This window comes from Paenibacillus sp. EB106-05-06-XG162 (assembly GCF_058791655.1).
The window spans coordinates 336,226-360,804 of sequence record NZ_JBYTDT010000004.1 but is presented as its reverse complement, the minus strand read 5'-3'; the positions used below and the strand labels follow the sequence as shown (position 1 = coordinate 360,804).

Here is a 24,579-nt window from a genome sequence, read left to right as displayed (position 1 = left end):
TTGTTGTCAACATTATCGGGTTCCATGGTGAAAGGCAGAAGAGTGGATTGGGGAGGGATAATTCTTTATTTAATCCTGACCTGCTTCGCGCTGCTGATGGTGGCTCCCCTCGTTTATCTGGTTTCGACTGCGTTTAAGCCGCTGGAAGAGCTGTTTTTATTTCCTCCGAGGTTTTTCGTTATCAACCCGACGTTGAAAAATTTCAACGATCTGCTGATGATCACGGGTGCGTCCACGGTGCCGTTTTCGCGGTATATTTTTAACAGCTTGTTCATTACGCTCGCCTCCGTCAGTTTGGGAGTCGTCATCTCGGCGATGGCCGCTTATCCTTTAAGCAAGCATCCGATGCCGTTTCGCAAACCGATTTTTTCCATGATCATTCTTGCGTTGATGTTCGCTCCTGCGGTGACGCAAATTCCGCAATATCTCGTTATCGCTAATCTCGGCTTGATGAATACGTATTGGGCCATGATTGTTCCCGGCTTGGCGGCGCCTGTGTTCTTATTCCTGACGAAGCAGTTCTTGGACCAAATCCCGGATCCGCTGCTGGAGGCGGCTAAAATCGACGGCGCGCGGGAATGGGTTATTTTCTGGAGGATCGTCATGCCGATGCTAAAGCCTGCTTTGTCCACGGTTGTACTGCTCAGCTTCATCAGCACTTGGAACGATCCCGGACCGGCGATGCTGTTCACGACAGCGGAAAGCATGAAAACACTGCCATATGCGTTATCCACGATCAGCGGAGGGACGGGAGTGATCGCCCAAGCTGGAGCTGGTGCGGCGGCGGCATTGCTCACAGTCATTCCAAGCATCGTCATGTTCGTCATTTCGCAGCGCATGGTTCTCGAGACGATGGCCCATTCGGGCATAAAAGATTAACGGGTAAGGAGCCGGATTTCATGAAACGATCGACTTCGAAACGAGCGATTGCCGCGCTGCTGATGCTGGTGATGCTGGCGATGTTTGCGCTGCCGGATGAGGCTGCGGCCAATAGCCCGTACAAAGGTTATATCTATAATCAGTCTGAGGAAACACCGATTTCGATCAATGGATATTTGTATCGTGATTCGATCGACGGCTATGACTGGGACGCAGGTCCGTTCAAGGAGCCGGAGGATCTGTTCATCGCAGGAGACGATACGATATATGTAGTTGACGGGGGCAATAACCGGGTTGTTCATTTCGACAAGAGCCAGCGTCTGCTCGGCATTTACGGCGATCCGGAAGGCAAAGGGCAGCTGAACGGCCCAAAAGGCGTCTACGTCACGGGAGACGGCGAAATATTCGTTGCCGATACGTTGAATCACCGGATCGTTGTGTTCAACCGGGAGGGCAGGTTCGTCAAGGAATTTGGGGCCCCACAAAGCCCGCTGCTTGGCGCAGATTTCGTCTATTCTCCTTCCAAGCTTATCATCGATAAACGAAATTATATGTTCGTCGTTAGTGAAGGAGCCTACCAAGGCTTGCTGCAGATCGATCCGAATGGAGTGTTCAAAGGCTTTTTCGGCGCCAACCTGCTTGGCTTCAGCTGGGAAAAAACGATCGTCAAGTTCGTTGCCTCGCAAGAGCAGAAGGAGCAGCTGTCGAACGAAAAGCCTCCGGAATTTTCGAACCTGATTCAGGATCAGGAAGGGTTCGTCTACACGACGACACTCGGTATTCCGACAAGCCAGTTGAAGCGGCTGAGCGCCGTTGGCGTCAATACGCTGACTGACATCGAATACGGAGATCATCATATGGCCCGCCGGAATTGGGAGAGGTTGTTTCCAACGTTTATTGACGTAACTGTAAACGATAAAGGCGTGTTCACCGCTTTGGATCAAACGACAGGCAGAGCGTTCCAGTACGACAAGCTTGGCAATTTGCTGTTTATTTTCGGCGGCATCGGCGAGCAAGATGGGCTGTTCAAGACGCCATCCGCTATTTCGGAGACGTCGGACGGCACGATTTATATCGCGGACCGGACGCGCGGGCGGATCGACCGTTTTCGTACCACGCCTTTCGCAGATAAGGTGCACGAAGCGACGAATTTGTATGTGGACGGAGATTACGAGAAATCGGCCGAACCGTGGCGGGACGTGCTGGACATGAACAGCAGCTACGATTTGGCTTATAAGGCGATCGGCAAGGCCCTTTACAAATCCGGACAATACCGCGAAGCGATGGATTATTTCGAGCAGGCCAAAGCGCGTGACGATTATTCAGCTGCGTTTCTGGAATACCGTAAGCAATATATGCGGCAGCATTTTGCCTGGATCGCCGGCGGGGCGGTGGCGCTGTACACGCTGCTCAAAATCGGATTCCGCTTGTACCGGAAATGGCGAAGCAAGCGCAGCCAATCACAAATGGCGGTATCTGAAGGGGGAAGTGCTTAATGAATACGGTGCGGCTGGCAAAACTGGTGCTGCTTCACCCTATCCAATTTTTCGAAGATATCCAGGAGCGGGCGAAATGGCATTATGCTTTCGTCATGATCGGATTGGCGATTCTGGCTCATTATCTCTCCTTGACGTTTTCCGGTTTTTTGTTCCAAACGCGGGAGCCGTACCAAATTTCGATTTTCATCGAAGCGTTGTGGATCGTCGTTCCTTGGCTGACCTGGTCGGTCACGAATTGGGGCGTCAGCACCATCATGGACGGAGAGGGTAAGTTTAAACAGATTTTCGTAGGCAGCGCTTTCACGTTGATACCGTATATCGCCTTGTCCGTTCCGGTGGCAGTTGTCAGCAATCTTCTCGCCAAATCGGAAGCGAGTATGTATAACGGGCTGGAATTGTTCATATTTGTTTGGGTCGTCTACTTAATCTTGCTTCAGGTCAAAATCATTCACGATTTTACGTTCGGCAAAATGCTATGGATTACTGTTCTGACGATCGTCGGCATGTTCATCATTTGGTTTATCGGACTTCTCTTGTATGGGCTGATCAACCAATCGATTCAATTCGTAATCGGACTTTATAAAGAAATTAATTATCGCTTGTAGGGAGGAGAGGACAATCGATGACGAATAAAGCCCAAAAAATCGCGATTGCCGCTGCCGCTGCTGTAGCCATCCTTTTCTTCGTGACGGCCTCCCCGTATTTCTCGCAAGCGGAAGGTGGCGTGATGGAGCAGGAGGCGTCCGCAGGGGCGGCTGAGCAGGGAGCGGCCTCGGCGGCTGAGTCTTCAGCGGCTCCGGCGGAAGAGAAAGCTCCAGCTGGCGAATCATCAACAGGAAAGGCTGAAGAGTCCTCGGCAGCGACCACAGAGAAGCAGGAGATTTCCCCTGCGGTTGACCCTGCAGCGTATAAGCTGACGACGGCCAAAAAGAAGGTTGCCGAAAATTCGAATTTCGAACTATTTATTGACGACAAAACCGGGCAAATACGTCTGGTCGGCAAACACAGTGGTAACGAGTGGGGGGCGCCTCCGGTGGAGAAAAAGATGCCGCCGGCCAATCAGAAGTTTATCGAATCGCCGGTTCATATTCGATATACCGAAGGTGGAGACGTTCGTCAAACGTATCCTTCCAAGGAGAAAGGGACAATAACGACCGTGAAGCCGACCGAACAAGGGGCCCTGGTGCAATACGAGCTGACGGGGCTTCAAATTAGTTTTTCACTGGAATATAAACTGCTTGATGAAGGGATCGAAGTTCGTATTCCGTTTCAATCGATTCATGAGCAAGGCAAAGCCAAGCTGATCAGTTTGGAGCCGGTGCCGTTTTTCGGAGCGGCACCTCAGCAGTCCAAAGGCGCGATGTTCATTCCTGACGGTTCGGGAGCACTCGTTAAGTTCAAATCGAACCATCCGACTTATTTCGAACCGTACAGCGAGCGCATTTATGGCGGTGACTACGCCTTTATGACGACCGTATACAAGCAGGTCACCTACAACAAGAGCGAACTCGAAAGCTACGGCCCGCACGAAGCAGTGGCGCTGCCGGTATTCGGCATTTATAAGGACGATACCGCCTTTCTTGGGATCGTAACCGAAGGCGATGCAGACGCCAAAATCAACGGAACGCCGACGGGCTTACGCAATATTCCACTGTATCGGATTTCGGCGGAATTGGTCTACCGTAACAGCGACATCGTGTTTATCGGCAGTTCCGGGGAAATTCCGCTCGTGCAGCGGGAGATGATTCCCGGGGACCGGGCCGTACGGTTCGTGCCGCTTGAGGGCGAGCAGGCGGATTATGTCGGCATGGCTCATGCTTACCGTGACTATTTGGTTCACGTCAAAGGAGTTAAGCCCGTTGAGACCAAGCGTCCTGCCTTCCAGCTGCAACTGCTCGGCGGGGTGCAACGCAAGGATATGATCGGCAACACCTTTGTTTCGATGACGACGTTCGAGCAGGCGAAAGAGATTTTAGACGGATATACCGCAGCAGGTGTCGATTCGCTCGAGGTCACTTACGAGGGTTGGTCCAATGATGGCATGTACGGCAACGCGCCGGATCATTTCCCGGCCGAAGGCAGTCTCGGCGGCAACCACGACCTTGAAGCGCTGGCCGCTTATGCCAAGGAGAAAGGAATCCGGCTGTACTTGAAAACGAATTACGTTAAGCCTTATGAGAGCAGCGATGCGTTAAAACCTTCACAGGACTCGATTCGCGGACTCAATAAGGAAGTTATGGAAGTCAGAGATCCTTGGGTGACAACGAATCAGCCATCGTGGAAGCTGTTTTATTATTTGAAGCCGGATCGTGTGTATGACAAATATATCTCCGAAGAAGCCAGCAAGCTCGCCGAGCTTGGCGCTGACGGCATCCATTTACAGTATATGGGCGATACGCTGTATTCGGATCAAAGCTCGGATATTCCGTACAACCGGAAGCAAACGATGGAAACGTGGACGAAGGCGATGGATCTGATGCGCTCACAAACAGGGCATGCTTCGGTTGACTACGGTTTCGCTTATGCACTCGGCCACGTCGACCGGATCGACGGTGTCCCGATGGATTCCAGCCATTACGTCTACGAAGACGGTTCCGTTCCCTTTTACCAAATTGCCGTACGCGGCCTTGTTCCTTATACTGGTGACCCGTCCAATTTGCAGGACGATCCCCGCATATGGAATCTCCGACTGCTCGAATACGGAGCGATGCCAAGTTACCTGCTGACGTACGAGGACAGCTCGCTGCTGAAACGAACGATGGTTGACGGCTTGTTCAGCTCGAACTACAGCAAGTGGCTGAAGCCGTCAATCGACGAATACAAGAAGCTGACTGAGGTGCTCAATTTGGTGGAGGGACAGGAAATAACCAACCACGAGCAGCTGGACACCTACGTATACCGGACGACGTATGCGAATGGCGTGCAAGTTACCGTAAATTACGACAGCGAGCCTACCCACGTCGGGAACGATGTCATCCAGTCTTATGACTACTCGGTTCGGAAAGGATGAAGCTTACGGTGAAAACACGACTTGGCCTTACGTTGAGAGCACGGCATATCGTCCAAGGATATTCGTTCATATCGATTTGGATCGTCGGCTTCTTCCTGTTTATGGCTATTCCGCTGTTCAAATCGCTGATGTTTTCGTTTCAGGATTTAAAAATCATGTCGGGCGGCCTGGAAGCGACCAAGGTCGGACTGAAGCATTACAATAACGCGTTTACGGTTGACACGAGCTTTATTCCGAAGCTCATTACGTCGTTTACGAACATCGTCATTCAAGTCCCGCTTACGCTCGTTTTTGCGATGTTCACCGCCCTGCTGCTGAATCGCAAGCTGTTTGGCCGCATCGCATTCCGCGGCATTTTCTTCCTGCCTGTCATCATTGCGTCGGGGGCCGTGTTGAAGAAGTTAATGGGGCAAGGGGCTACGCGGCTACCGATTTTCGACCAGGTGGATCTTGTCGGCAAGCTGATCGATTACGTACCGGGACAAATTTTGTTCCCGCTGCTGAAAATGCTGGATGCAATCACGCTTATCATGTGGGATTCAGGCGTCCAAATCCTGATTTTCCTTGCCGGCCTTCAGAGCATCTCCACAACGTTGTACGAAGCGGCGAAATGCGATGGAGCGACCCCTTGGGAAAGCTTCTGGAAGGTGACATTTCCGATGATCGTACCGATGATTCTCGTCAATACACTATTCAGTATCGTAAGCTCGTTCACGAAGGTGGACAACAGCGTGATGGATTATATTCAATACATCGTGTTCAATAAAAACGATTATGGTTACGCTTCCTCGCTCGGCTGGATTTATTTTATATTCATATTTCTCGTCATCGGCGCCGTATTTTTGATGTTCCGCGGCGCTTCGGCCGAAGAAAGGAGGTAACGGTATGGCGATTAACCGAGATGCGGTCACGACGCACGTTTCTACGTTCAAACGGATCGCGGCGGACAAAGGGGTTGCCACGGCGCCACTTCGTCGAGCGGCCACACGGCGGACGAAAACGTTCCTATCCCAGCTGTTCATTTATTCGGTATTACTTAGTCTTGCATTCGTCTTCATTTATCCGATGCTGTTTATTTTTAGTAGCTCGCTAATGCAGGCCGACGACGTTGCCGACGCGACCGTCAAATGGATCCCGAAGCAACTGTCGTTTGCCAATTATACTTACGCCTTTCAGCAGCTTGATTTTTGGAGAAGCTTCATGAACAGTACGATCATCTCGCTTGGCAGCGCCGTCGTACAGGTCGTAAGCTGCGCTGTCGTCGGTTACGGTTTTGCCCGTTTCCGTTTTCCGGGTCGCGGTTTATGGCTTGCACTCGTGCTGTTCACATTCCTTGTACCGCCGCAAACGATTATCGTTCCGCTGTTTTTGCAATTCAGCGATCTGGGCTGGTTGAATACATACTTACCGTTTATCGCGCCGGGGCTGTTCGGCCATGGGTTAAAGGGCGCGTTGTTCGTTCTGATCTTTATCCAGTTTTTCAGCAAACTGCCGAACCAACTGGAAGAAGCGGCGCTAATTGACGGGGCAGGAGCGTTTCGCACGTTTCGCTCCATCATGTTTCCGCTCGCCCGTCCGGCGATGCTTGTCGTATTTTTGTTCTCGATCGTATGGCATTGGACCGATACGTACGAGCCAACGATGTATTTGATGGAACCGGAGAAGTTCAACATGACGCAGCAGTTATCGAAGATGGACGGAGAAGGGAATGGCGAAGGGGCCAAACAACTCGCTGTGACCAAATCGGTCATCGGAGAACCGCCGACGAAGGTGAATCGCGTTATGGCAGGGGCGCTGCTGTCGATCTTGCCGCTTTTGGCACTGTATTTGTTTACGCAGCGTTATTTTGTGGAAAGCGTCGAACGAACCGGAATCGCCGGCGATTGACACGGCACTGCACGACCGCTTTTGAGGGAGGTGATGGCCGCTCGGTTTGAGCGATTTATTGATTCAACCTGGTACAGTATATTTTCAATTGAAAAAATGGGAGGGTACTTGAATGAAAAAAATGCTGTTCGTTTCGATCATTCTCGTTTTAACGTTTGTCACTGTGCTGACTGGATGCGGCGGCACTAGCAATGTATCTGGAAACAAAGATACGGCCGCACAAACAGATACTGCAGATAATGCAAAAACAAACGACCAGACAGCGAAGGATGATGTTGCAAAAACAGCGGATACGAACTCTTCCGGTGACGCGGCCAAAACGGATACGGTGAATACGGAACTAACAGGCGAGATTACGTTTTGGAATGGTCTTGGAAAAGATGACAAATCGTTTGATAACGTGATTGAAGGCTTTAATAAAAAATACCCGAACATTAAAGTAAAAAATCTTAAAAACGGCACTCATTACGAAATCGCCAACAAAATGAAAACGGCGATTGCCGCCGGATCGGGCGCACCGGATGTTTCGACGATGGAACAAAGCTATATCAGCAAGTTCAATGCGACTGATGCTTTTGTCGATTTACTGCAGCCTCCGTACGACGCCAAACGGTATGCAGGCGATATTCCGGAGAATATATGGGAAAAGTTTCACTCGCTTGACGGCAAAAGGCTGTTGGCGATTCCAATTGATGCTCCTCCAGGTAACATGTACTACCGAGCAGACATTATGGAGGAGAACGGATTCCCTTCCGATCCCGATGAGCTGGCGACATATATGGAAGATCCGGACAATTTGATGAATATGGCTCAAACGTTAAAAGCACAGGGCAAATACATTATCGAATACGATACCGAACTATTGGATTTTCTGAGTGACTCCAGATTATTCGACAAACAACTGAACTACACTCACACGGGCGATAAATATATTAAAGGTTTGGATTTGTCCAAGAAAGTTAAGCAGCTCGGCCTTGCAGCCAATTTACAGGGCGACGCATGGAACCAGGCGGTGAACAACGGCAAGCTAGCGATGATCTCGAGCGCTTCCTGGTATTTGAACGGCCTTAAGGTAGACTCCAAAGACAATGTTGGCAGATGGCGCGCGTGCCGTCAGCCGCTAGACACGTATTCGGTTGGCGGAGGCTCTGCGCTCGTCATTCCTTCGCAAAGCAAAAATAAAGAGGCGGCATGGGCATTTGTCGAATATGCTTTGCTTACAACTGAAGGTCAAAAAGAGTTAATTAAATTCAATTCGCTTCCTGCGTTTAAACCTGCCCTGAAGCTGCCGGAGATTACCGATATTGAAGAACCGTTTTTGGGCGGACAAAAAGCGAATGCGTTATTCGCCTCTTTAGTAGAAAAAATGCCGCCAGATTACCCGTCTTCCTTGGATGGATCTGCATGGAAGGTATGGAGTGCAGGTATCGATAAAGCGATGAAAACGAACCAGGATTCAAGGGCAGCGCTGCAGCAAATCGCGGATGATGTTGAAAAGGCAGTTGCAAAGGACAAAGCAGAGTTGCTGAAATCGATCGGGCAATAACAAGCAGTTAAACTAGGAGGTTGTTCAAAATGACCATAACCAACGCAAAATTGGCTGACCTGCACAAGGATTACGAATGTTTCCATCGTGATGTTACAGCACTTCCCGCATTTGCGAGAAGCGGCGGGGTAACTGCGATCGGAGAATCCGCATTTTCGGTATGGATTCACCCGGAGTCGAACCCGATTATCGCAGCGGCGCGTTACGGCAAAGGCCGCGTTGTTGCTGTCGGCAATGAGTTGTATTTCAATTTACTCGAATCGGAACTATCGGCATGCGGTTTGCTTGCGCGGAACATCTTGCTTTGGCTGACGGAGAGAGGTACGGAGGCAGATGTAGGTGCAGCCGGCTGCCTATACCAGGATGCGCTGGATGGACAAGACGCACTGAAGCTCGCAACAACATCCGGCACGCTAGCGGTTGGTGCTTCGTTTCCGGTGGAGCTGGTCAAGGCCGACCGCTGGTCGTCCTTCACGCTTGATCCTTCGGAATACCCGGTTGCCTATGTAGACGCATCAATAGACGATGCTGACGTACCCGTTCTCGAAGCGTATATCCGGCAAGGTGGCAGTGTTGTCGTTACACAAAGAGGGTGGCTGCTTTGCTCCACACCGACGGAAGCCGTCCAAAGCCAAGCTCAAGACCGTGCGGTGCGATTGGGCGACTATCCGTTGCAAAAGCTGCTGAACCGGGTTGGCTTATGTTTGCTGGACAGCGTCGCGCAGTGGTATGTGCGTCCAGGCGATACGCTGCCAGAGCAGACGTTCGAGCAGGTAAACGATACGCATATGCAGCTGTTGTTCGACCAGGCCCAGGCGATTGAACGCGGCGAATTATCGTTCAACGACCTGAACGTCGGAAAACCGGGAGCAAACGCGGAGGACAAAGTCAGAGTGATTACTGCTGTAGTGGAAGGCACGATTCGTTCGCTTGCGGAGGAATCCCCGTTGCTGAAAGTCATCCGGGACGAAGCGAATAAAGCGAAACCGATGCCGTTGCCGTTCGACAAAGTGAAGCAGCCTTATACCGCGGGAGTGTTATCGTATATGTTCCAGCAGGTTACGCTTGATCCGGACAACGTGAAATCGCCGTATGCGGACGTTTTCCCGCGAAGCGTCGGAGAGCAGGCGGAGACAGTGTACGATCAAGTTGTTGAGGTTGATTTCGACTACCTGGATTTAAGCTATATGCGCATGCTGACCGCTCCAATGAATTGGCGCAGCACCGGATTGTATGCGCCTGCAGGCAAAGTGGTGACAGTGGATGTGCCGGAAGGGACCGAATACTTGGACGTGCAAATCGGCGTACACACGGACAATTTGTGCGACAATCCGAAATGGGACCGCGCCCCGATTGTCGCCCTGAAGCAGAGGCTGAAGCCGGGAACCAATCGGATAAACAGCCCTTACGGCGGTTTGATTTACTTGATTCCGTCCAAGCCGAAGGCAGGCACGAAAGTGAACGTGACGATCCATGGAGCAGTGCGTGCTCCGTATTTCGTGCTCGGCCAAACGACCGAGCAGGAATGGAACGAAACGATTAGGCATTATCCGGTGCCGTGGGCCGAGCTGCAGGGCAATCGCATCATCGTAACTGTGCCGGCGGACAATATTCGTGAATTGGACCGGCCGGAGCAGCTTATGCGTAAATGGGACGAAATCGCCGATCAATACGATAGACTTGTCGGCGTTGCGCCGGATCAGCCGATCCCGCACCAGAGCCCGGACAATCCGCAGCGGTTTGTCGCCGACATACAGATTAGCGCGGGGTGGATGCATTCCGGTTACCCGATCATGTTCTTCGAAGGGGTTACCGCTCAAGAAGCGGTCGACGTCGACGTGATACAGAAAAATGCCTGGGGGTTCTGGCACGAGCTCGGGCATAACTACCAACAAATCCCCTGGTTCTGGGATCCGATCATCGAAGTGACCGTCAACCTGCATTCGATTCATATCCAGTCGTTATACGGAAACCGCTCCCGTTTGTTCGAAACCGGCAAGGATGGCAAAACGAATTACGATCGGGCGCTTGAATTTACGAACAGCGATTATACGAACAAAAATTTTGAGGATGTCGGCTTTTTCGAACGCCTTGTGATGATCAAACAGCTGCAAATGGCCTACGGATGGGAGTTTTACACAAATTTGCATATCGCTTACCGCGAGCTGCCGATTGACCAGGTTTCCATGGACGAAGAAGATGACGAACCGCAGAAGGTCGATCTTTTCGTGATCATGGCTTCCAAGGTGAGCGGCCATAACCTGTTAGAGTTTTTCGATCGGTGGGGATTCTCGGTGACGGAGGAGGCCAGACAGAAGGTTGCTGCTCTTCAGTTGCCTGCACCTGCAACTCCGATCTGGACGTTGACCGAGCAAGCATAGGATTGGAATGGGTGGGAGATCGGTATTGCAGATCCTGAACTCACCGGCTGATGGGAACAGATACGTAGATAGTGCTTCGTAACCTAGCGTGTAAAAATGGTCCCGCCAAGACTTGAGCTTGGCGGGATTATTGATGCAGGAGTCGTCAGAGGGAGGAGTAACAGATGCTTGCTGCGAATCCTCAAACAGCCTTGGCGCGTCATTTCTACGAATCGTAGCAAATTATGGCTAACAAACTCTAGTGACGCTATTGAACTCTTAATGAGGGAAAAAAGTAATTTTTTCAATCAAAATAAAGAAATTTTCAATCATTTATTAGTTTAAAATGAAAGCGAATTCAATTACAATAAGATAGAGATGATGTCAGAGGCTCGTAGGAGTAACTTTTTATAGGAATGGAGAGATGACAGGATGCATCGTGAGATCGTTCAAATTATTTCCCATAATGCAGTTATTGTGAAAGGTTCGAGCAACACGCAATTCATCGCATTCGGTAAAGGGATCGGATTTAAGAAAAAAGAAGGTATGATGATCCAACAAGCGGATATTATCCAAGAGTATATGATGCAGCCGATTTCCGGTACAAAATCGATGTAATCATTCGTAAAGAGACTGAAGCCAGCCACCTTGGGTTTAGTCTCTTTTTTGTTGGATTTTGGAAAAAGAGACGATTCAAGGGGCTTGAATTAGGTATATCAAATTGATTAGAATAGAATAAAAGGTATATTCTTTTAATATAATTTGATATTCATATTTAATCATGGGTGAGGGAGTGGATTGAAATGAAGAATCCGTTTTCATTAGACGAGAGTCAAATTCAGAACATCGAACAAAAGTTTGAAATCAAAAAGAAATTGGCGCAAGCGAAAGAAAAGGAACTTTTTGATGTTTTAGAGCAGCCAATGAGTGGGGAAGAACGGTTCGCGCTTAAGTTTTTATATGCTTATATGCCATTAAATGATTTGGCGGATTATGATGGAGAGCTCTTCTTGAGCCATGTACGAACTTCCATTGAAATTCGGAATAAGGTACCATGGGGCCATCAAATCTCGGACCATTTATTCCTTCATTTTGTTCTGCCGTATCGCGTCAACAATGAGAATATTGAAGACTGCCGCGGTTGGTTCTTCGATCAAATCTTTGATCGCGTGAAGAACCTATCCATGGAGCAAGCGATTCTTGAGATCAACCACTGGTGTCATGAAAAGGCGACGTATATCGGAAATGACCCAAGAACCGTATCGCCACTTACCTTGGTTCGCACGACGCTGGGTAGATGTGGGGAACAGTCCACGCTCGCAGTGGCAGCGCTGCGTAGTCTAGGAATCCCGGCACGTCAATGCTACACACCTCGCTGGGCGCATTGTGATTCCAATCATGCATGGGTCGAAGCTTATGCGGATGGAACATGGTATTTCCTAGGGGCATGCGAACCTGAAGCAAGACTGAATGAAGGATGGTTCCGTGCGCCTGCACTGCGTGCCATGCTCGTGAATACACGTGTTCCAGCGAACTATCCTGGACCAGAGGAAGCAACTTTATCCGAGACGTGGTACACCGAAATCAATGTGTTGCCGACGTATGCGGAGAGCAAAAAGGTTACGATTACGGTAAAGGATGAGCAAGGGGCAGCCGTTCAAGGCGCGAAGGTCCAATTCCAGCTCTATAACACGGCAGAATTCTTCCCCATCGCGACAATTACGACTGATGTGCATGGACAGGCGTCACTTACAACAGGTTATGGGGATTTGTGGATTCATGCAGTGAACGGCAATCGATGGGGAACGAAGAAGTTCCGTGTCGCGGATGCGAGTGAGATGGAAATCTGTATCGTGGAGCAGTCTCCTGAGAGCGGGTTCTTGGAGTTCGATATGGTGCCTCCGATGGAACAACCGGACTCAGCCAATACGGGGATTACCGAAGAAGAGAAGCAAGAGAATACGCGTCGGGTGCAAGAGGGTGCCGCCATTCGTGCTTCCTATGAGCATACCTTTGTGAACCAGGAGCAGGCAGAAGCACTCGCAACAGAGCTTGATTTACCGTCAGCAAGGGTCTGGGAAATGCTGAGCAGAGCGCGCGGGAACAGCCATGAAATTGCAGCATATTTGAAGGAGTGTACACCACAATTCGGCGAATGGGCCCTTAAGCTGCTCGAGAGTCTGAATGTCAAAGATTTAACGGATACGTTCCGCAATGCTCTGGAAGATCACTTGGTGAATGCATCTACATTCGCTTCTACGCATGAGGATGAGACGTTTATGCGGTACATTCTGTGTCCGCGAATCAACACGGAGATGATTGTACCATTCAGAGCATTCTTCCTATCGCAATTTACAGTGGAGGAGCAGGAGCAATTCCGTCAGAAGCCGGTTGCACTTGCACAGTGGATTGCAGATCATGTGGAAGTACTTGAGAACTATAATTACTACCAAGGATCTGCGACACCGCGCGGCAGCTTTGAACTACGTAAAGCTGATCGTCTGTCTGTCTATCTATTATTCGTTGCGATGGCGCGCAGCTTCGGTATTCCTGCGAGACTTGATCCAAGTGAGCGGTTGCCTCAATTTATGGAGGCGGGTGTATGGAAAGAAGTGACTTCGATTCTCGTAGGTGATATGGATCCGGTCGAAGTGCTCAGTGAGAACGACGGAGGATACATCAAGCTGCACCAAGGTGAAGGCACAACGATGGAGTATTTCCGCAACTTCTCGATTGCTAGATTTGATAACGGTGTCTATAAGACGCTGCAATATCCTTACGGCAAAACGGATTGGAACGGCGAAACGCTAGAGGTGAAATCCGGGTCTTACCGCCTGACAACGGGTACACGGTTAAGTAGTGGTACTGTGCTCATTCGGATGCATATGTTTACGGTTGAGCCAGGCCAGACGATCGAGACTACCCCTGTCTTCCGTGAAGAAACCGTCGAGCTTCCTGTACTCGGTGAAATAGATCCACAATTGTCACTTAGCTTCCTCTCAGGAGCTGCAAGTGCAGCGAAATCGCTGACTAAAGATGGTGGCATGCTGCTCGCATGGATCGAGCCGGATCGGGAACCATCGAAGCATCTTATTCGTGAGTTGCGTGAGCTTACCGCAGAATTCGAAGCATGGGGCGGCCCGATTAGTCTTGTCATTAGCGAGAATAACCGGACAGCAGCGTTTGATCCAAGCGCGTATGCAGATCTTCCAACCAAGACACAATTCGCAATCGATGCGAAGGATGCTGGTTTGATTCAGGTAACGGGGGATGCCGAAGCCGCACAGACGCAAAGTCTGCCGCTTGTATTCGTCATTGACCAAGAGGGACAGATCCGTTACAAATCTGCCGGATATAAATTAGGTATTGGTAGAGAGGCGCTGCAAGTGATCAAGGGGATTAGCGCGAGCGTTGTGCATTAGTAGATGGTGACATAAGACAACTTTTTGGCAACCTCTAAGTGTGATAAAATGGTTATATTTGTAGATGGACGAGATGACTGGACGTGATGATTTTGGAATCGGAAAATAAACCACTCTATATGCGAATTTTGGGCGATTTGCAAGAGAAAATTCGAACAGGACAATATGTGCCGGAGCAGCAGCTTCCTACCGAAGTGGACCTTGCGGAGCAATACGGCGTAAGTCGGATTACGTCCAAACGTGCCTTGATCGAATTAGAGCGTGAAGGGCTCATTTACCGAAAACGCGGCAGCGGGAGCTATGTGAAGCAACCGGATGACACGAATCTATCGGGTGAGATCGGCAGTCCGGTCGCGCATCGGATAATTTCGATGGTCCTGCCCTACATGGCGACGAGTGAGCTCGATTACATCAAGGGAGCGCATGATTATCTGGATTCCAAAGGATATTTTCTTACGATTCACAACAGCAATTGGAAGAAAGATAAAGAACGTGAGATCGTAACCAAAATCCCGAAGAGCGGCCCAAGCGGGATCATTCTCTATCCGATCAGCACGATTAGCAATATCGACGTGGTGCATGCGATCTATTCGAACGATTTTCCGATCGTGACGATTGATCAATATTTCGATAGTCTGCCAATCAGCAGTGTTGTATCAGACAATTTCGAGGGCGGATATCAGACAGCGAAACGGTTAATTGAGCTGGGACACGAACGGATAGCGTTTGTCTCGAGTGTTAGTGTTGAATATCGGAGCTCGGTTAGGGACCGATATTTGGGCTATTGCAGAGCGCTGAAGGATCATCGAATTGAGATTGATACGGAGCTATTGGAAACGGATTTTTATATGGAAATGTATTCGCCGCACGCGAATGAATTCTATAACACACTCATAGATAGACTGCTGGATTTGGATGTGACCGCGATTCAAGCCGAACACGATCATCTTGCGGTGGATCTGGTCCGGAGCTGTCTTGAGAAGGGCATTCAGGTGCCGGAACAGCTTGCTATTGCTGGGTTTGACGATCATGATGTATCTAGGCAAGCAGAGGTGCCCGTGAGCTCCGTTGCCCAGAATTACTATGCGATTGGATATGAGGCTGCACGAATGATTGTTCAGCGAATTGAGCAGCCGGAGCTTGCGCCTCAGCAGGTGAAGATACCTATTCGAAGGGTTGACCGTGAATCGACGGGGCAACATTCGAATGCATCCGTGTAATTGAATGATTTGGGATTAACCACAAGGGTAAGCCTTCTCCAAGGTGCGATTCGTATCAAGGAGAAGGCTTATTTTATGCGTAATTAACGAAATTAAATATACTTAATATTATTTTTTTTAAAAAAAGGTATATCTAATGTATTTACAAAATTTGCACTCCTCCGTATAATACAGATTATGGAACACAGTTGATATAACCAAGTTGTTCCAATACCTTTAACTGGATATGTAAGCGTTTTTATTAAGGGCGCTAATTATCGGTTAGGGAGGAAGTCCAAATTTATCAGATCGTGGGGGATTCAGATGAAAGCGCTTAAATTTGCTTCGTACTTCTTAACGCTCATGTTGATCGTGAGTGTGATCGGTTGCTCCAAGGGTGCCGACGACAAGAAAGAGCCAGCACAACCAGCGGCACAGCAGGAAGACACAACCAAGACCGAGCCAGCGCAAGAAGAACCAGCAGCAGAGAAGAAATTCGATTTGAATGGACAGACCGTGAAGATTGGTGTGTGGTGGGATGATGCTGATCCTCGCACGATGAAAGAAAAAGGCCCTGCAGAAGAAGCACAGATCAAACTGATCGAAGAAGCAGAGAAGAAGTATAACGCGAAGATCGAATTTGTGAAATTCGGCGACTATGGCAAATACGTGGAGAACTTCACGGTGACTTCCCTATCTGGCGAACCGTTCGCGGATATCGTGAGATTGGAATTGTTCTGGGCATTCCCTCAGCTAGTCAACAAAGAATTCATTCAACCGCTTGATGAGTGGATCGATGTGAAGGATGCGAAGTATATCGATTGGATGAGAGCGGGCGGCAGCTACAAAGGCAAGCAATACGGCATCGTCGATTCCGCGCCATCTCCATACGGTATTTTCTACAATAAGACACTTGTTCAGAAGCTTGGTCTAGAAGATCCATATGAGCTTCAACAAAAAGGTGAATGGACTTGGGATAAGTTCCGTGAGTTCGCGAAGAAAGCAACACAAGATACGAATGGCGACGGCAAAACAGATGTATGGGGTCTATCCGGTGCTTATGGCAAGCTCAAAGCTTTCACAGAGCAAGTGGTATATACCAATAAAGGTTCTGTAGACAAGGATGAGAACGGCGAAATCAAGTTCTCTTTGAATGGTCCTAATGCAGTTGAAGCATTGCAATACGTATCAGATCTGTTCAATGTCGACAAATCGATTCAACAACCGATTCCAGACGATGCAAGCAAAGAGTTCATTGCAGGTAAAGGCGTTATGTACTCAGGCTTCAGCTGGGAGCTTGGCGGATTCGTTGAGAACATGAAAGGTCAAGATTTAGGCTATGTGTTCTTCCCGAAAGGTCCGAAAGCAGATAAATATGTATCTTACACACCGTTCGGCAACATGTGGATGGTATCGAAATATTCCAAGAATGCAGAAGCAGCACTTCATATCATCGATGAGATCAGCTTGAACGAAGCGGGAAGAAAGCTGTCTGAAGAATCCTGGCAGACTTCTTATCCGAACAAAGAGTCGATGGATACGCGTAAGCAAATGGCAGGTAGCATTGACTACATTTCCTACTATGCGATTCCAGACGGCGAGAAATTGTTCGAAGGGGTTGTGAAGGAGATTACGGAAGGAAAAGTATCTCCAGCAACAGCAATTGATAAAGCGAAACCACAATTCGAAGCGAACATCAAGAAATTGTTGGATTCAAGCAAATAACATCAAACTTTTTAAAGACCTCTAAATTAAATTCCGCTCTTGATATGATCCCCTAATCCTGTCCCAGCTCGCTGGTTCTACGGTGATTAGGGGAATTGCTTAAGAGGAGGGGGAAAATAAACGTATGCGTCGATCTCGCAAGAAAACAGTATTCATCCTTGTAACTTGTATAGCTATAGCATGCACACCTCTTTGGTGGGTAGGCGGGGAGGCGCAGCAAGTCGCATCTGCGGAAGGCAGTGGTGGCCTGGATAAGGCGCTTTTATCAACCTTAACCGGAACGAGCAAGAAAGGCAGCTATCGAGAATATGCAGCATCGTACAAACAGGCGAATCGCCCAAGTGAAGATATTGTCATTGAAGCGGATTCCTTTCTCCGTTCGCCGAATATGAATGTGACCGTATTTGATCACTATGAAGGAACGACGGGGAAGTCTGTGCTTACCTCGGACTCGGGTTCCATCGAATGGAAGTTCTCCGTCCCACAAGACGGCTTATACAACATTGGGTTGAACTACTTCACGGTTAAAGGCAAAGATTCAGATATTGAGCGGGAGCTGCGAATTGACGGGAAAATTCCTTTTACCGAAGCGAATAGTATCACGTTCCAGCGGATCTGGAAGGATGAGAGTACGACGTTTGAGCGCGACGAACGCGATAATGATCTGCTGCCATCACAAATTGAAGTACCGATGTGGCAAGACATGCTGCTCAAAGATGCGACAGGTTATGTGGAGGAACCGTATCTGTTCTATTTCACGAAAGGGGAACACGCCCTGTCCTTGACTTCGGTGAAGGAACCGCTTGTCATTCGATCGATTAAGCTGACAAATCCGCAAACAACGCCGTCTTATGAGACGATCGCGAGAACATATAAAGAGCATGGTTACAAGCCAGCACAGCAAGAAATGAAAATTCAAGCTGAACATGCATCTTACAAATCTTCGCCTACACTCCTCGCATACAATGATCATTCAAGTCCGGCGGTCGAGCCGTTCCATGTGTCCAAGCTTCGTAATAATGCGATGGGCGGTTGGGGTTGGCGGCTGCCAGGTCAATGGATCGAGTGGGAGATCGATGTTCCCGAGGATGGATTATATCAAATTGCGCTGAAAAATCATCAGAACTACCTGCGCGGCATGGCTGCACTGCGAACCTTGTACATTGATGGACAAGTGCCGTTCGAAGAAGTACGCCATGTCCCATTTCCTTACAACACGGATTGGCAGATGACGGTGCTCGGCAAGGATGCCGAGAATCCGTATGAATTCTACCTGACTAAAGGGAAGCATAGCATTCGGTTTGAAGTTACTTTAGGCGATTTGGCGCCGATCTTGACGGCGGTCGAGTCCAGCATTCTGGAACTGAACGCGATGTACCGCAAGATTATCAGCTTCACGGGTACGGTGCCGGATACATTCCGCGATTACCAGTTGGAGCAGCGGATTCCCGATATGGTCGAAGGCTTCAAGAAACAGAGCGAGCTATTGAATCGCGTTGCGAAGGCGCTAACCGGACCGGATGGCAAGAACGATGACCGAACGGCGATGCTCAATACGCTGGCTTATCAGCTGCAAGATATGGCAGATCGCCCTGAGACGGTTCCGAGCCGTGTTGATCAGTTCAAGACAAATGTCGGTTCATTGGGCGCATGGCTCTTATCTGTCAATGAACAGCCGTTAGCGATTGATTATTTGATGGTCAGTGAACCGAAGGCGAAACTGCCGAACCCGACAGCATCGACATGGTTGTCGCTGAAGTCAAGCACGATGGCGTTTGTCGCTTCGTTCTTCGAGAACTATGACGACTTCTCGGAAGACAAGAGCGATAAGGCGGTTACCGTGTGGATTACCTCGGCGCGAGATCAAGCGCAGACGGTGAAGAAGCTCATCGATGATACGTTTACACCGAAGACAGGAATTCCGATCAACATCAAGCTCGTCTCATCCGATATTCTACTGCCGTCCACGGTGGCTGGCGAAGGCCCAGATGTGGCGCTGCAAGTCGGCAATGAGCTGCCTGTCAACTATGCGACGCGGAATGCGATGCAGGATCTATCCGTCTTCCCGGATTTCGAACAAGTCAAATCCAGGTTCAATCCGAGCGCGATGGTCCCCGTATCGTATAACGGCGGGTATTATGCGCTGCCTGAGACGCAGACCTTTCCGGTTCTATTCTATCGGAAAGATATCTTGGAAGATGAGCTGCACCTGAAGGTACCTCAGTCATGGGATGATGTCTATGAGATGCTGCCCGTGCTCCAGAAGCATAACTTGGAATTCGGACTGCCCCAGAGAGGGCTGAACACGTTCGGAAATGATGCGGGAACGACAGACATTATTACGATCGGACCAAATCCGGCGCTCACCATGTTCCTCTATCAGCATGATGGTGAACTCTATCGAGATAACGGGATGCGCAGTGGACTCGATTCTGAGACAGCGGTACAGCAATTCAAGAAATGGACCGATTTCTACGTGAATTACAAGATTCCAATTCAAGCGGATTTCGCGAACCGATTCCGTACCGGGGAGATGCCGATCGGGGTTATCGACTATACGATGTATAACAAATTATCCGTTTTTGCCCCAGAGATCAAAGGACTATGGGCATTCGCACCCGTCCCGGGCACCAAAACAGCGGATGGCAAACTTCGCCGTGAAACGGGCAGTGGCGGTACCGCGACCGTCATGTTCAAGAAGACGAAGAACAAAGATGCCGCTTGGGAATTCATGAAATGGTGGACGAGTAAAGAAACACAAATCGCCTTCGGACGCCAAATGGAAATTCGTATGGGTGCTTCCGCGCGATACCCAACGGCGAACCAAGAAGCACTGTCTTCATTGCCTTGGCCGACCAAAGATTTCAGTATCCTCAAAGAGCAAATGAGCTGGGTTCGAGGTGTACCCGAGGTTCCAGGCGGTTACTTGACAGGTCGTAACATTGAGAATGCGTTCCGCCGTGTTGTTGTGCAAGGGGACGATGCGCGCGAGTCACTGGAATACTACGTTCGATACATTAATGAAGAAATTACGCTCAAGCGTCAAGAATTCAATCTTCCTACTGAGAAATGAGGGGGTCAACCTGAAGCAGACCGTCATGAATCCGAATCCGATCGGGCCTCCTGAGACAGGAAGTCCTAGCAGAGTGGCAGCTCTCCGAGCATTACCCGCTAGAATCGGTCGTTTATTTCGCGAAATGAAAAAGAATAAGCACGCTTACGCACTCATTGCGCCTTACTTTTTAATTTTCGGTACATTTACCGTGTTTCCGGTATTGATGTCACTCGCGCTTAGCTTTACGAGCTTCAATATGCTGGAGCCACCGAAATGGGTTGGATGGCATAACTATGCGAGATTGTTCGTCCAAGATGATATTTTTCTCATCGCGCTAAAGAATACATTGCTATTCGCCCTAATTACGGGACCGATAAGCTACATGGCTTGTTTCTTGTTCGCTTGGCTGATTAACGAATTGCCGCCGAAGCCGCGAGCACTACTAACGCTGATCTTATACGCTCCGTCGATCTCGGGGAATACGTACTTGATCTGGCAGACGTTGTTCGCGAGTGACTCTTACGGATACGCGAACTCCTTCTTAATGAAGTGGGGCGTCATTATGGAGCCGATTCAATGGCTGCAGGATCCGCGATTTATGCTCGGTATTCTTATTCTCGTTCAGCTCTGGCTAAGTCTTGGTACGTCCTTCCTAGCGTTCATCGCAGGATTACAGAACGTTGACCGCACACTATATGAAGCAGGAGCGATTGACGGTATTCGTAACCGGTGGCAGGAACTTTGGTTCATCACACTGCCAGCGATGCGTCCACAGTTGTTATTCGGTGCGGTCATCCAGATTACACTCGCTTTCTCCGTCGCGGAGATTTCTATCTACATGATTGGATTCCCGAGTGTCGACTATGCTGCGCATACGATTGTTACGCATTTGGTTGACTATGGTTCGATTCGGTTCGAAATGGGTTATGCATCCGCAATCGCAACAGTCTTGTTCACCATGATGCTCTGTACGAATATCCTGACACGGAAGCTGCTGGGAAAAGTGGGTGAATAATCAGATGAATATGAAATTGAAAATGACAAAGCGACTGAATCGTTCGTGGGCTGTCGATATTATGCTCTTCCTGTTGCTCGGCGGCGTGGCATTCTTCATGGCGATTCCGCTCATTTTTACCATTAGTAATGCGTTCAAACCGATCGATGAGATTTTCGTGTTCCCGCCCAAAATGCTCGTGCGTCATCCGACGCTCAAGAACTTTACGGATTTGGTCAATATTTTCTCAGACTCATGGGTGCCGTTCTCACGTTACGTCTTTAATACGTTCTTTATTGCGATCACGGGTACAGTTGGTCACGTTATTATTGCTTCCGCTGCAGCATATCCGCTCGCGAAGATCCGCTTTCCTGGGCGTAACTTCTTGTTCAGTCTCGTCGTGATGTCCCTGATGTTCACGGCTTATGTGACGCAGGTGCCGAACTATATGACGATCTCTTGGCTCCACTTGATCAATACGTATTGGGCGATTCTACTGCCATCCTTCGGGATGACACTTGGGCTGTATCTGATGAAGCAATTCATGGAACAAATTCCAGATGCCTTGCTCGAAGCGGCGAAGATCGATGGTGCGAGTGAATATCGGGTATTCTGGACCATTGTGATGCCGATCGTCAAGCCTGCTTGGTTGACATTAATTATTTTCTCCTTGCAGAGCTTATGGACGAACGGCTCGGTGACCAGCCACAAGTACATTTATAGCGAGCAGCTGAAGACCGTTGACTATGTGTTCGGACAAATTGCAAGCGGAGGTCTGGTACGCACAGGGCCGGTAGCCGCCGTTACCTTGCTGATGATGTCCGTACCGATCATCGTGTTTATTGTGACACAGAGTAACATTATGCAGACGATGTCCACATCCGGTCTGAAAGAGTAGATAGGGGGGAGCCACTTGAAAAGAATACTTGCCTTGTTGTTCGCCATGACGCTCTTCGCCGGATATGCTATTCCAGCAGCACAAGCTGCACCTGATGAAACTTACAATTATAACTATTGGGGGCAGACTGTTCCGGCGCCCAGCCCTTATGAAGAGCAGCAAGTGATGTATGGAAGAGACTGGGGCGTCAAGGATTTATCTTCTCCACAGGATGTCTATGTGGGGAGCAATCGTCACATTTATATTGCTGACACAGGCAATGACCGTATTATTGTCCTGAATGATCAATTCGAAGCTGCGCGTATCATCTCGGAATTCGAGCATGATGGAAAGAAAGATACATTCAACAAGCCTGAGGGCGTGTTCTATAACCGCTATGACGATCATTTGTTCATCGCAGATACGCAGAACAAGCGGATAGTTGAATTGAATGAGAAGGGTGAATTCATTCGCCAGATCGGTGATCCCAAATCGACCTTGATTCGGCAAGGGTTCCAATACTCTCCGATCAAAGTCATAGTCGATAAGGCGCAGCGGATCTACGTGATCAGCCGGGGTTCCTATGAAGGGATCATGGAATTTGATACGGATGGGCAATTCAACGGTTTTATTGGTACAAACCGCGTTAAATTCAGTCCGGTCGATTTGTTCTGGAAACGGATTTCAACAAAATCGCAGCGGGAGCAGATGCAGCTCTTTATTCCGCTGGAATTCAACAACATGGATATTGATGCGGATGGCTTCATCTATACGACTACGTCGGAGGAAAAGTCCGATCAACCCATTAAGCGGTTGAATGCGTCAGGTATTGATATTTTGCGGGATAAAGGCTATTTCCCACCCAAAGGGGATATCCATACGCTCGATATCGGCAGTGCGCCGGGAAGTTCGATCTTCGTCGATGTCGTATCGGATGAAGGCGGCATCTATAACGCGCTCGACTCCAAACGCGGACGTATTTTCACCTATGATAAGGACGGGAATTTACTCTATGTTTTCGGCGGATTAGGAAGCAAGCAAGGGAAATTCCGAACGCCTTCCGCGATTGCGATGCTGGACGATAAGATGCTCGTACTCGACAAGGATTACAATCGTCTATCCTTATTTCAGCCGACACAATACGGCAGCCTTATTCGAGAAGCCGTGATCTCGCTCTATAACGGGCAGGCCGAGAAGTCGACAGCCGCATGGCAGAAGGTGCTCCAGTTGAACGGGAACCTCGAAGTTGCTTATATCGGTATTGGTAAGTCGCTGCTTAAGAATGGTGACAACCATGGCGCAATGAAATATTTCGAGCTCGGGAACAACCGGGAGAACTACTCTGAAGCGTTCAAACGTTACCGGAAAGAGATCGTCTTCGATTATTTCGGCATGATCGTCCTGACCATTGCGCTTGTCATTGGCGGCAGTATCGCGGCGATGAAGTTAGCAGGTCGTCGTAAAGCTCAGCAGCATTATGTCGATGTCGGATCGGTGAAAAGTCCGTTCTACACGATGGTACATCCGTTCAACGGATTCTGGGAAATGAAGTACGAGAAGAAGGGCAAACTCAAAATCGTCTTGATTATGGTGGCCTTACTCGTCTTATTTACGATTATTAAACGGCAATATAGCGGATTCGTCGTCAATTTCAATAATCCGAATGAGCTGAACAGTATTAATGAATTGAAATTTATTGTTTTGCCTTTCATCTTGTGGTGCGTGGCCAACTGGTCCTTAACGACATTGATGGACGGCGAAGGTAAATTCAAAGATATTGTGATGGCAACAGGGTATGCCTTGATGCCGTTCATTATTATTTATTTGCCACAGACGCTCTATAGCAATCTGATTACCGGCAGTGAGAGTTCGTTCTATTATATCCTCGATGCGATTGCGTTCATTTGGTTTATATGGCTCTTATTCGTCGGAACGATGACGGTACATCAATATTCGGCTTCGAAGACGGTTGTTACGATGCTGTTAACCTTAGTCGTGATTGGCATTATGGTCTTCCTCGGCGTTCTGTTCTTCAGCATGCTGCAGCAAATGGCCAACTTTATAATCTCAATTTACCGCGAGCTGTCGTTCAGATTCTAGCTGCGCGCGATTGCAACTTAACAAGG

Annotated in this window: 16 protein-coding genes; all 16 read left to right on the top strand. The window is 49.1% G+C overall.

Annotated features, from left to right (window positions below; genetic code table 11):
* Positions 1 to 3 precede the first annotated feature (3 nt).
* The 16 genes from AC3WU2_RS12800 (at position 4) to AC3WU2_RS12725 (ending at position 24,553) form a co-directional block, all read left to right on the top strand.
* Complete coding sequence (locus AC3WU2_RS12800) at positions 4 to 879, top strand: carbohydrate ABC transporter permease (protein ID WP_492454589.1); 876 nt, start codon at positions 4 to 6, stop codon at positions 877 to 879.
* Positions 880 to 899: 20 nt separating this feature from the next.
* Complete coding sequence (locus tag AC3WU2_RS12795) at positions 900 to 2,375, top strand: hypothetical protein (RefSeq protein ID WP_492454587.1); 1,476 nt, start codon at positions 900 to 902, stop codon at positions 2,373 to 2,375.
* On the top strand, positions 2,375 to 2,983 hold the full coding sequence (locus AC3WU2_RS12790) for a Yip1 family protein (RefSeq protein WP_492454585.1): 609 nt from the start codon (positions 2,375 to 2,377) through the stop codon (positions 2,981 to 2,983). Before AC3WU2_RS12795 ends, AC3WU2_RS12790 begins: the two co-directional genes overlap by 1 nt.
* Positions 2,984 to 3,000: 17 nt before the next feature.
* Positions 3,001 to 5,388, top strand: a complete 2,388-nt coding sequence (locus AC3WU2_RS12785) for a DUF5696 domain-containing protein (RefSeq protein WP_492454583.1) — start codon at positions 3,001 to 3,003, stop codon at positions 5,386 to 5,388.
* Positions 5,389 to 5,396: 8 nt separating this feature from the next.
* Complete coding sequence (locus tag AC3WU2_RS12780; RefSeq protein ID WP_492454581.1) at positions 5,397 to 6,269, top strand: carbohydrate ABC transporter permease; 873 nt, start codon at positions 5,397 to 5,399, stop codon at positions 6,267 to 6,269.
* Positions 6,270 to 6,273: 4 nt separating this feature from the next.
* The gene (locus AC3WU2_RS12775) at positions 6,274 to 7,275 is read left to right on the top strand and encodes a carbohydrate ABC transporter permease (protein ID WP_492454578.1); all 1,002 of its coding nucleotides are present in this window, start codon (positions 6,274 to 6,276) and stop codon (positions 7,273 to 7,275) included.
* Positions 7,276 to 7,387: 112 nt separating this feature from the next.
* Positions 7,388 to 8,821: an ABC transporter substrate-binding protein gene (locus AC3WU2_RS12770; protein WP_492454576.1), complete on the top strand. Its 1,434-nt coding sequence runs from the start codon at positions 7,388 to 7,390 to the stop codon at positions 8,819 to 8,821.
* Positions 8,822 to 8,850: 29 nt separating this feature from the next.
* Positions 8,851 to 11,202 carry a M60 family metallopeptidase gene (locus AC3WU2_RS12765; protein ID WP_492454574.1) on the top strand — a complete coding sequence of 784 codons (2,352 nt, stop codon included), beginning with the start codon at positions 8,851 to 8,853 and terminating at the stop codon, positions 11,200 to 11,202.
* Positions 11,203 to 11,613: 411 nt separating this feature from the next.
* Positions 11,614 to 11,799: a CAT RNA binding domain-containing protein gene (locus tag AC3WU2_RS12760; protein WP_018754979.1), complete on the top strand. Its 186-nt coding sequence runs from the start codon at positions 11,614 to 11,616 to the stop codon at positions 11,797 to 11,799.
* 185 nt (positions 11,800 to 11,984) lie between these two features.
* The gene (locus AC3WU2_RS12755; protein ID WP_492454572.1) at positions 11,985 to 14,603 is read left to right on the top strand and encodes a transglutaminase domain-containing protein; all 2,619 of its coding nucleotides are present in this window, start codon (positions 11,985 to 11,987) and stop codon (positions 14,601 to 14,603) included.
* Positions 14,604 to 14,689: 86 nt separating this feature from the next.
* Entirely contained in the window at positions 14,690 to 15,823 is a 1,134-nt protein-coding gene (locus tag AC3WU2_RS12750) for a GntR family transcriptional regulator (RefSeq protein WP_492454737.1), read from the top strand.
* A gap of 303 nt (positions 15,824 to 16,126) precedes the next feature.
* Positions 16,127 to 17,527 carry an ABC transporter substrate-binding protein gene (locus AC3WU2_RS12745; protein WP_492454570.1) on the top strand — a complete coding sequence of 467 codons (1,401 nt, stop codon included), beginning with the start codon at positions 16,127 to 16,129 and terminating at the stop codon, positions 17,525 to 17,527.
* Positions 17,528 to 17,651: 124 nt separating this feature from the next.
* A complete protein-coding gene (locus AC3WU2_RS12740) occupies positions 17,652 to 20,600 on the top strand; it encodes an extracellular solute-binding protein (RefSeq protein WP_492454568.1) in 2,949 nt (982 codons plus the stop codon).
* A gap of 124 nt (positions 20,601 to 20,724) precedes the next feature.
* Positions 20,725 to 21,597 carry a carbohydrate ABC transporter permease gene (locus tag AC3WU2_RS12735; protein ID WP_492454735.1) on the top strand — a complete coding sequence of 291 codons (873 nt, stop codon included), beginning with the start codon at positions 20,725 to 20,727 and terminating at the stop codon, positions 21,595 to 21,597.
* A 4-nt stretch (positions 21,598 to 21,601) separates the two neighbouring features.
* Positions 21,602 to 22,474: a carbohydrate ABC transporter permease gene (locus AC3WU2_RS12730; protein WP_018754985.1), complete on the top strand. Its 873-nt coding sequence runs from the start codon at positions 21,602 to 21,604 to the stop codon at positions 22,472 to 22,474.
* Between the two features lie 15 nt (positions 22,475 to 22,489).
* Positions 22,490 to 24,553, top strand: a complete 2,064-nt coding sequence (locus AC3WU2_RS12725; RefSeq protein WP_492454565.1) for a YIP1 family protein — start codon at positions 22,490 to 22,492, stop codon at positions 24,551 to 24,553.
* Positions 24,554 to 24,579 lie beyond the last annotated feature (26 nt).

Coding starts and splice junctions, on each gene's coding strand:
- AC3WU2_RS12795 (WP_492454587.1), top strand. CDS start 900: ATGAAACGATCGACTTCGAAACGAGCGATTGCCGCGCTGCTGATGCTG.
- AC3WU2_RS12790 (WP_492454585.1), top strand. CDS start 2,375: ATGAATACGGTGCGGCTGGCAAAACTGGTGCTGCTTCACCCTATCCAA.
- AC3WU2_RS12785 (WP_492454583.1), top strand. CDS start 3,001: ATGACGAATAAAGCCCAAAAAATCGCGATTGCCGCTGCCGCTGCTGTA.
- AC3WU2_RS12775 (WP_492454578.1), top strand. CDS start 6,274: ATGGCGATTAACCGAGATGCGGTCACGACGCACGTTTCTACGTTCAAA.
- AC3WU2_RS12770 (WP_492454576.1), top strand. CDS start 7,388: ATGAAAAAAATGCTGTTCGTTTCGATCATTCTCGTTTTAACGTTTGTC.
- AC3WU2_RS12765 (WP_492454574.1), top strand. CDS start 8,851: ATGACCATAACCAACGCAAAATTGGCTGACCTGCACAAGGATTACGAA.
- AC3WU2_RS12760 (WP_018754979.1), top strand. CDS start 11,614: ATGCATCGTGAGATCGTTCAAATTATTTCCCATAATGCAGTTATTGTG.
- AC3WU2_RS12755 (WP_492454572.1), top strand. CDS start 11,985: ATGAAGAATCCGTTTTCATTAGACGAGAGTCAAATTCAGAACATCGAA.
- AC3WU2_RS12750 (WP_492454737.1), top strand. CDS start 14,690: ATGATTTTGGAATCGGAAAATAAACCACTCTATATGCGAATTTTGGGC.
- AC3WU2_RS12745 (WP_492454570.1), top strand. CDS start 16,127: ATGAAAGCGCTTAAATTTGCTTCGTACTTCTTAACGCTCATGTTGATC.
- AC3WU2_RS12740 (WP_492454568.1), top strand. CDS start 17,652: ATGCGTCGATCTCGCAAGAAAACAGTATTCATCCTTGTAACTTGTATA.
- AC3WU2_RS12735 (WP_492454735.1), top strand. CDS start 20,725: ATGAAAAAGAATAAGCACGCTTACGCACTCATTGCGCCTTACTTTTTA.
- AC3WU2_RS12730 (WP_018754985.1), top strand. CDS start 21,602: ATGAATATGAAATTGAAAATGACAAAGCGACTGAATCGTTCGTGGGCT.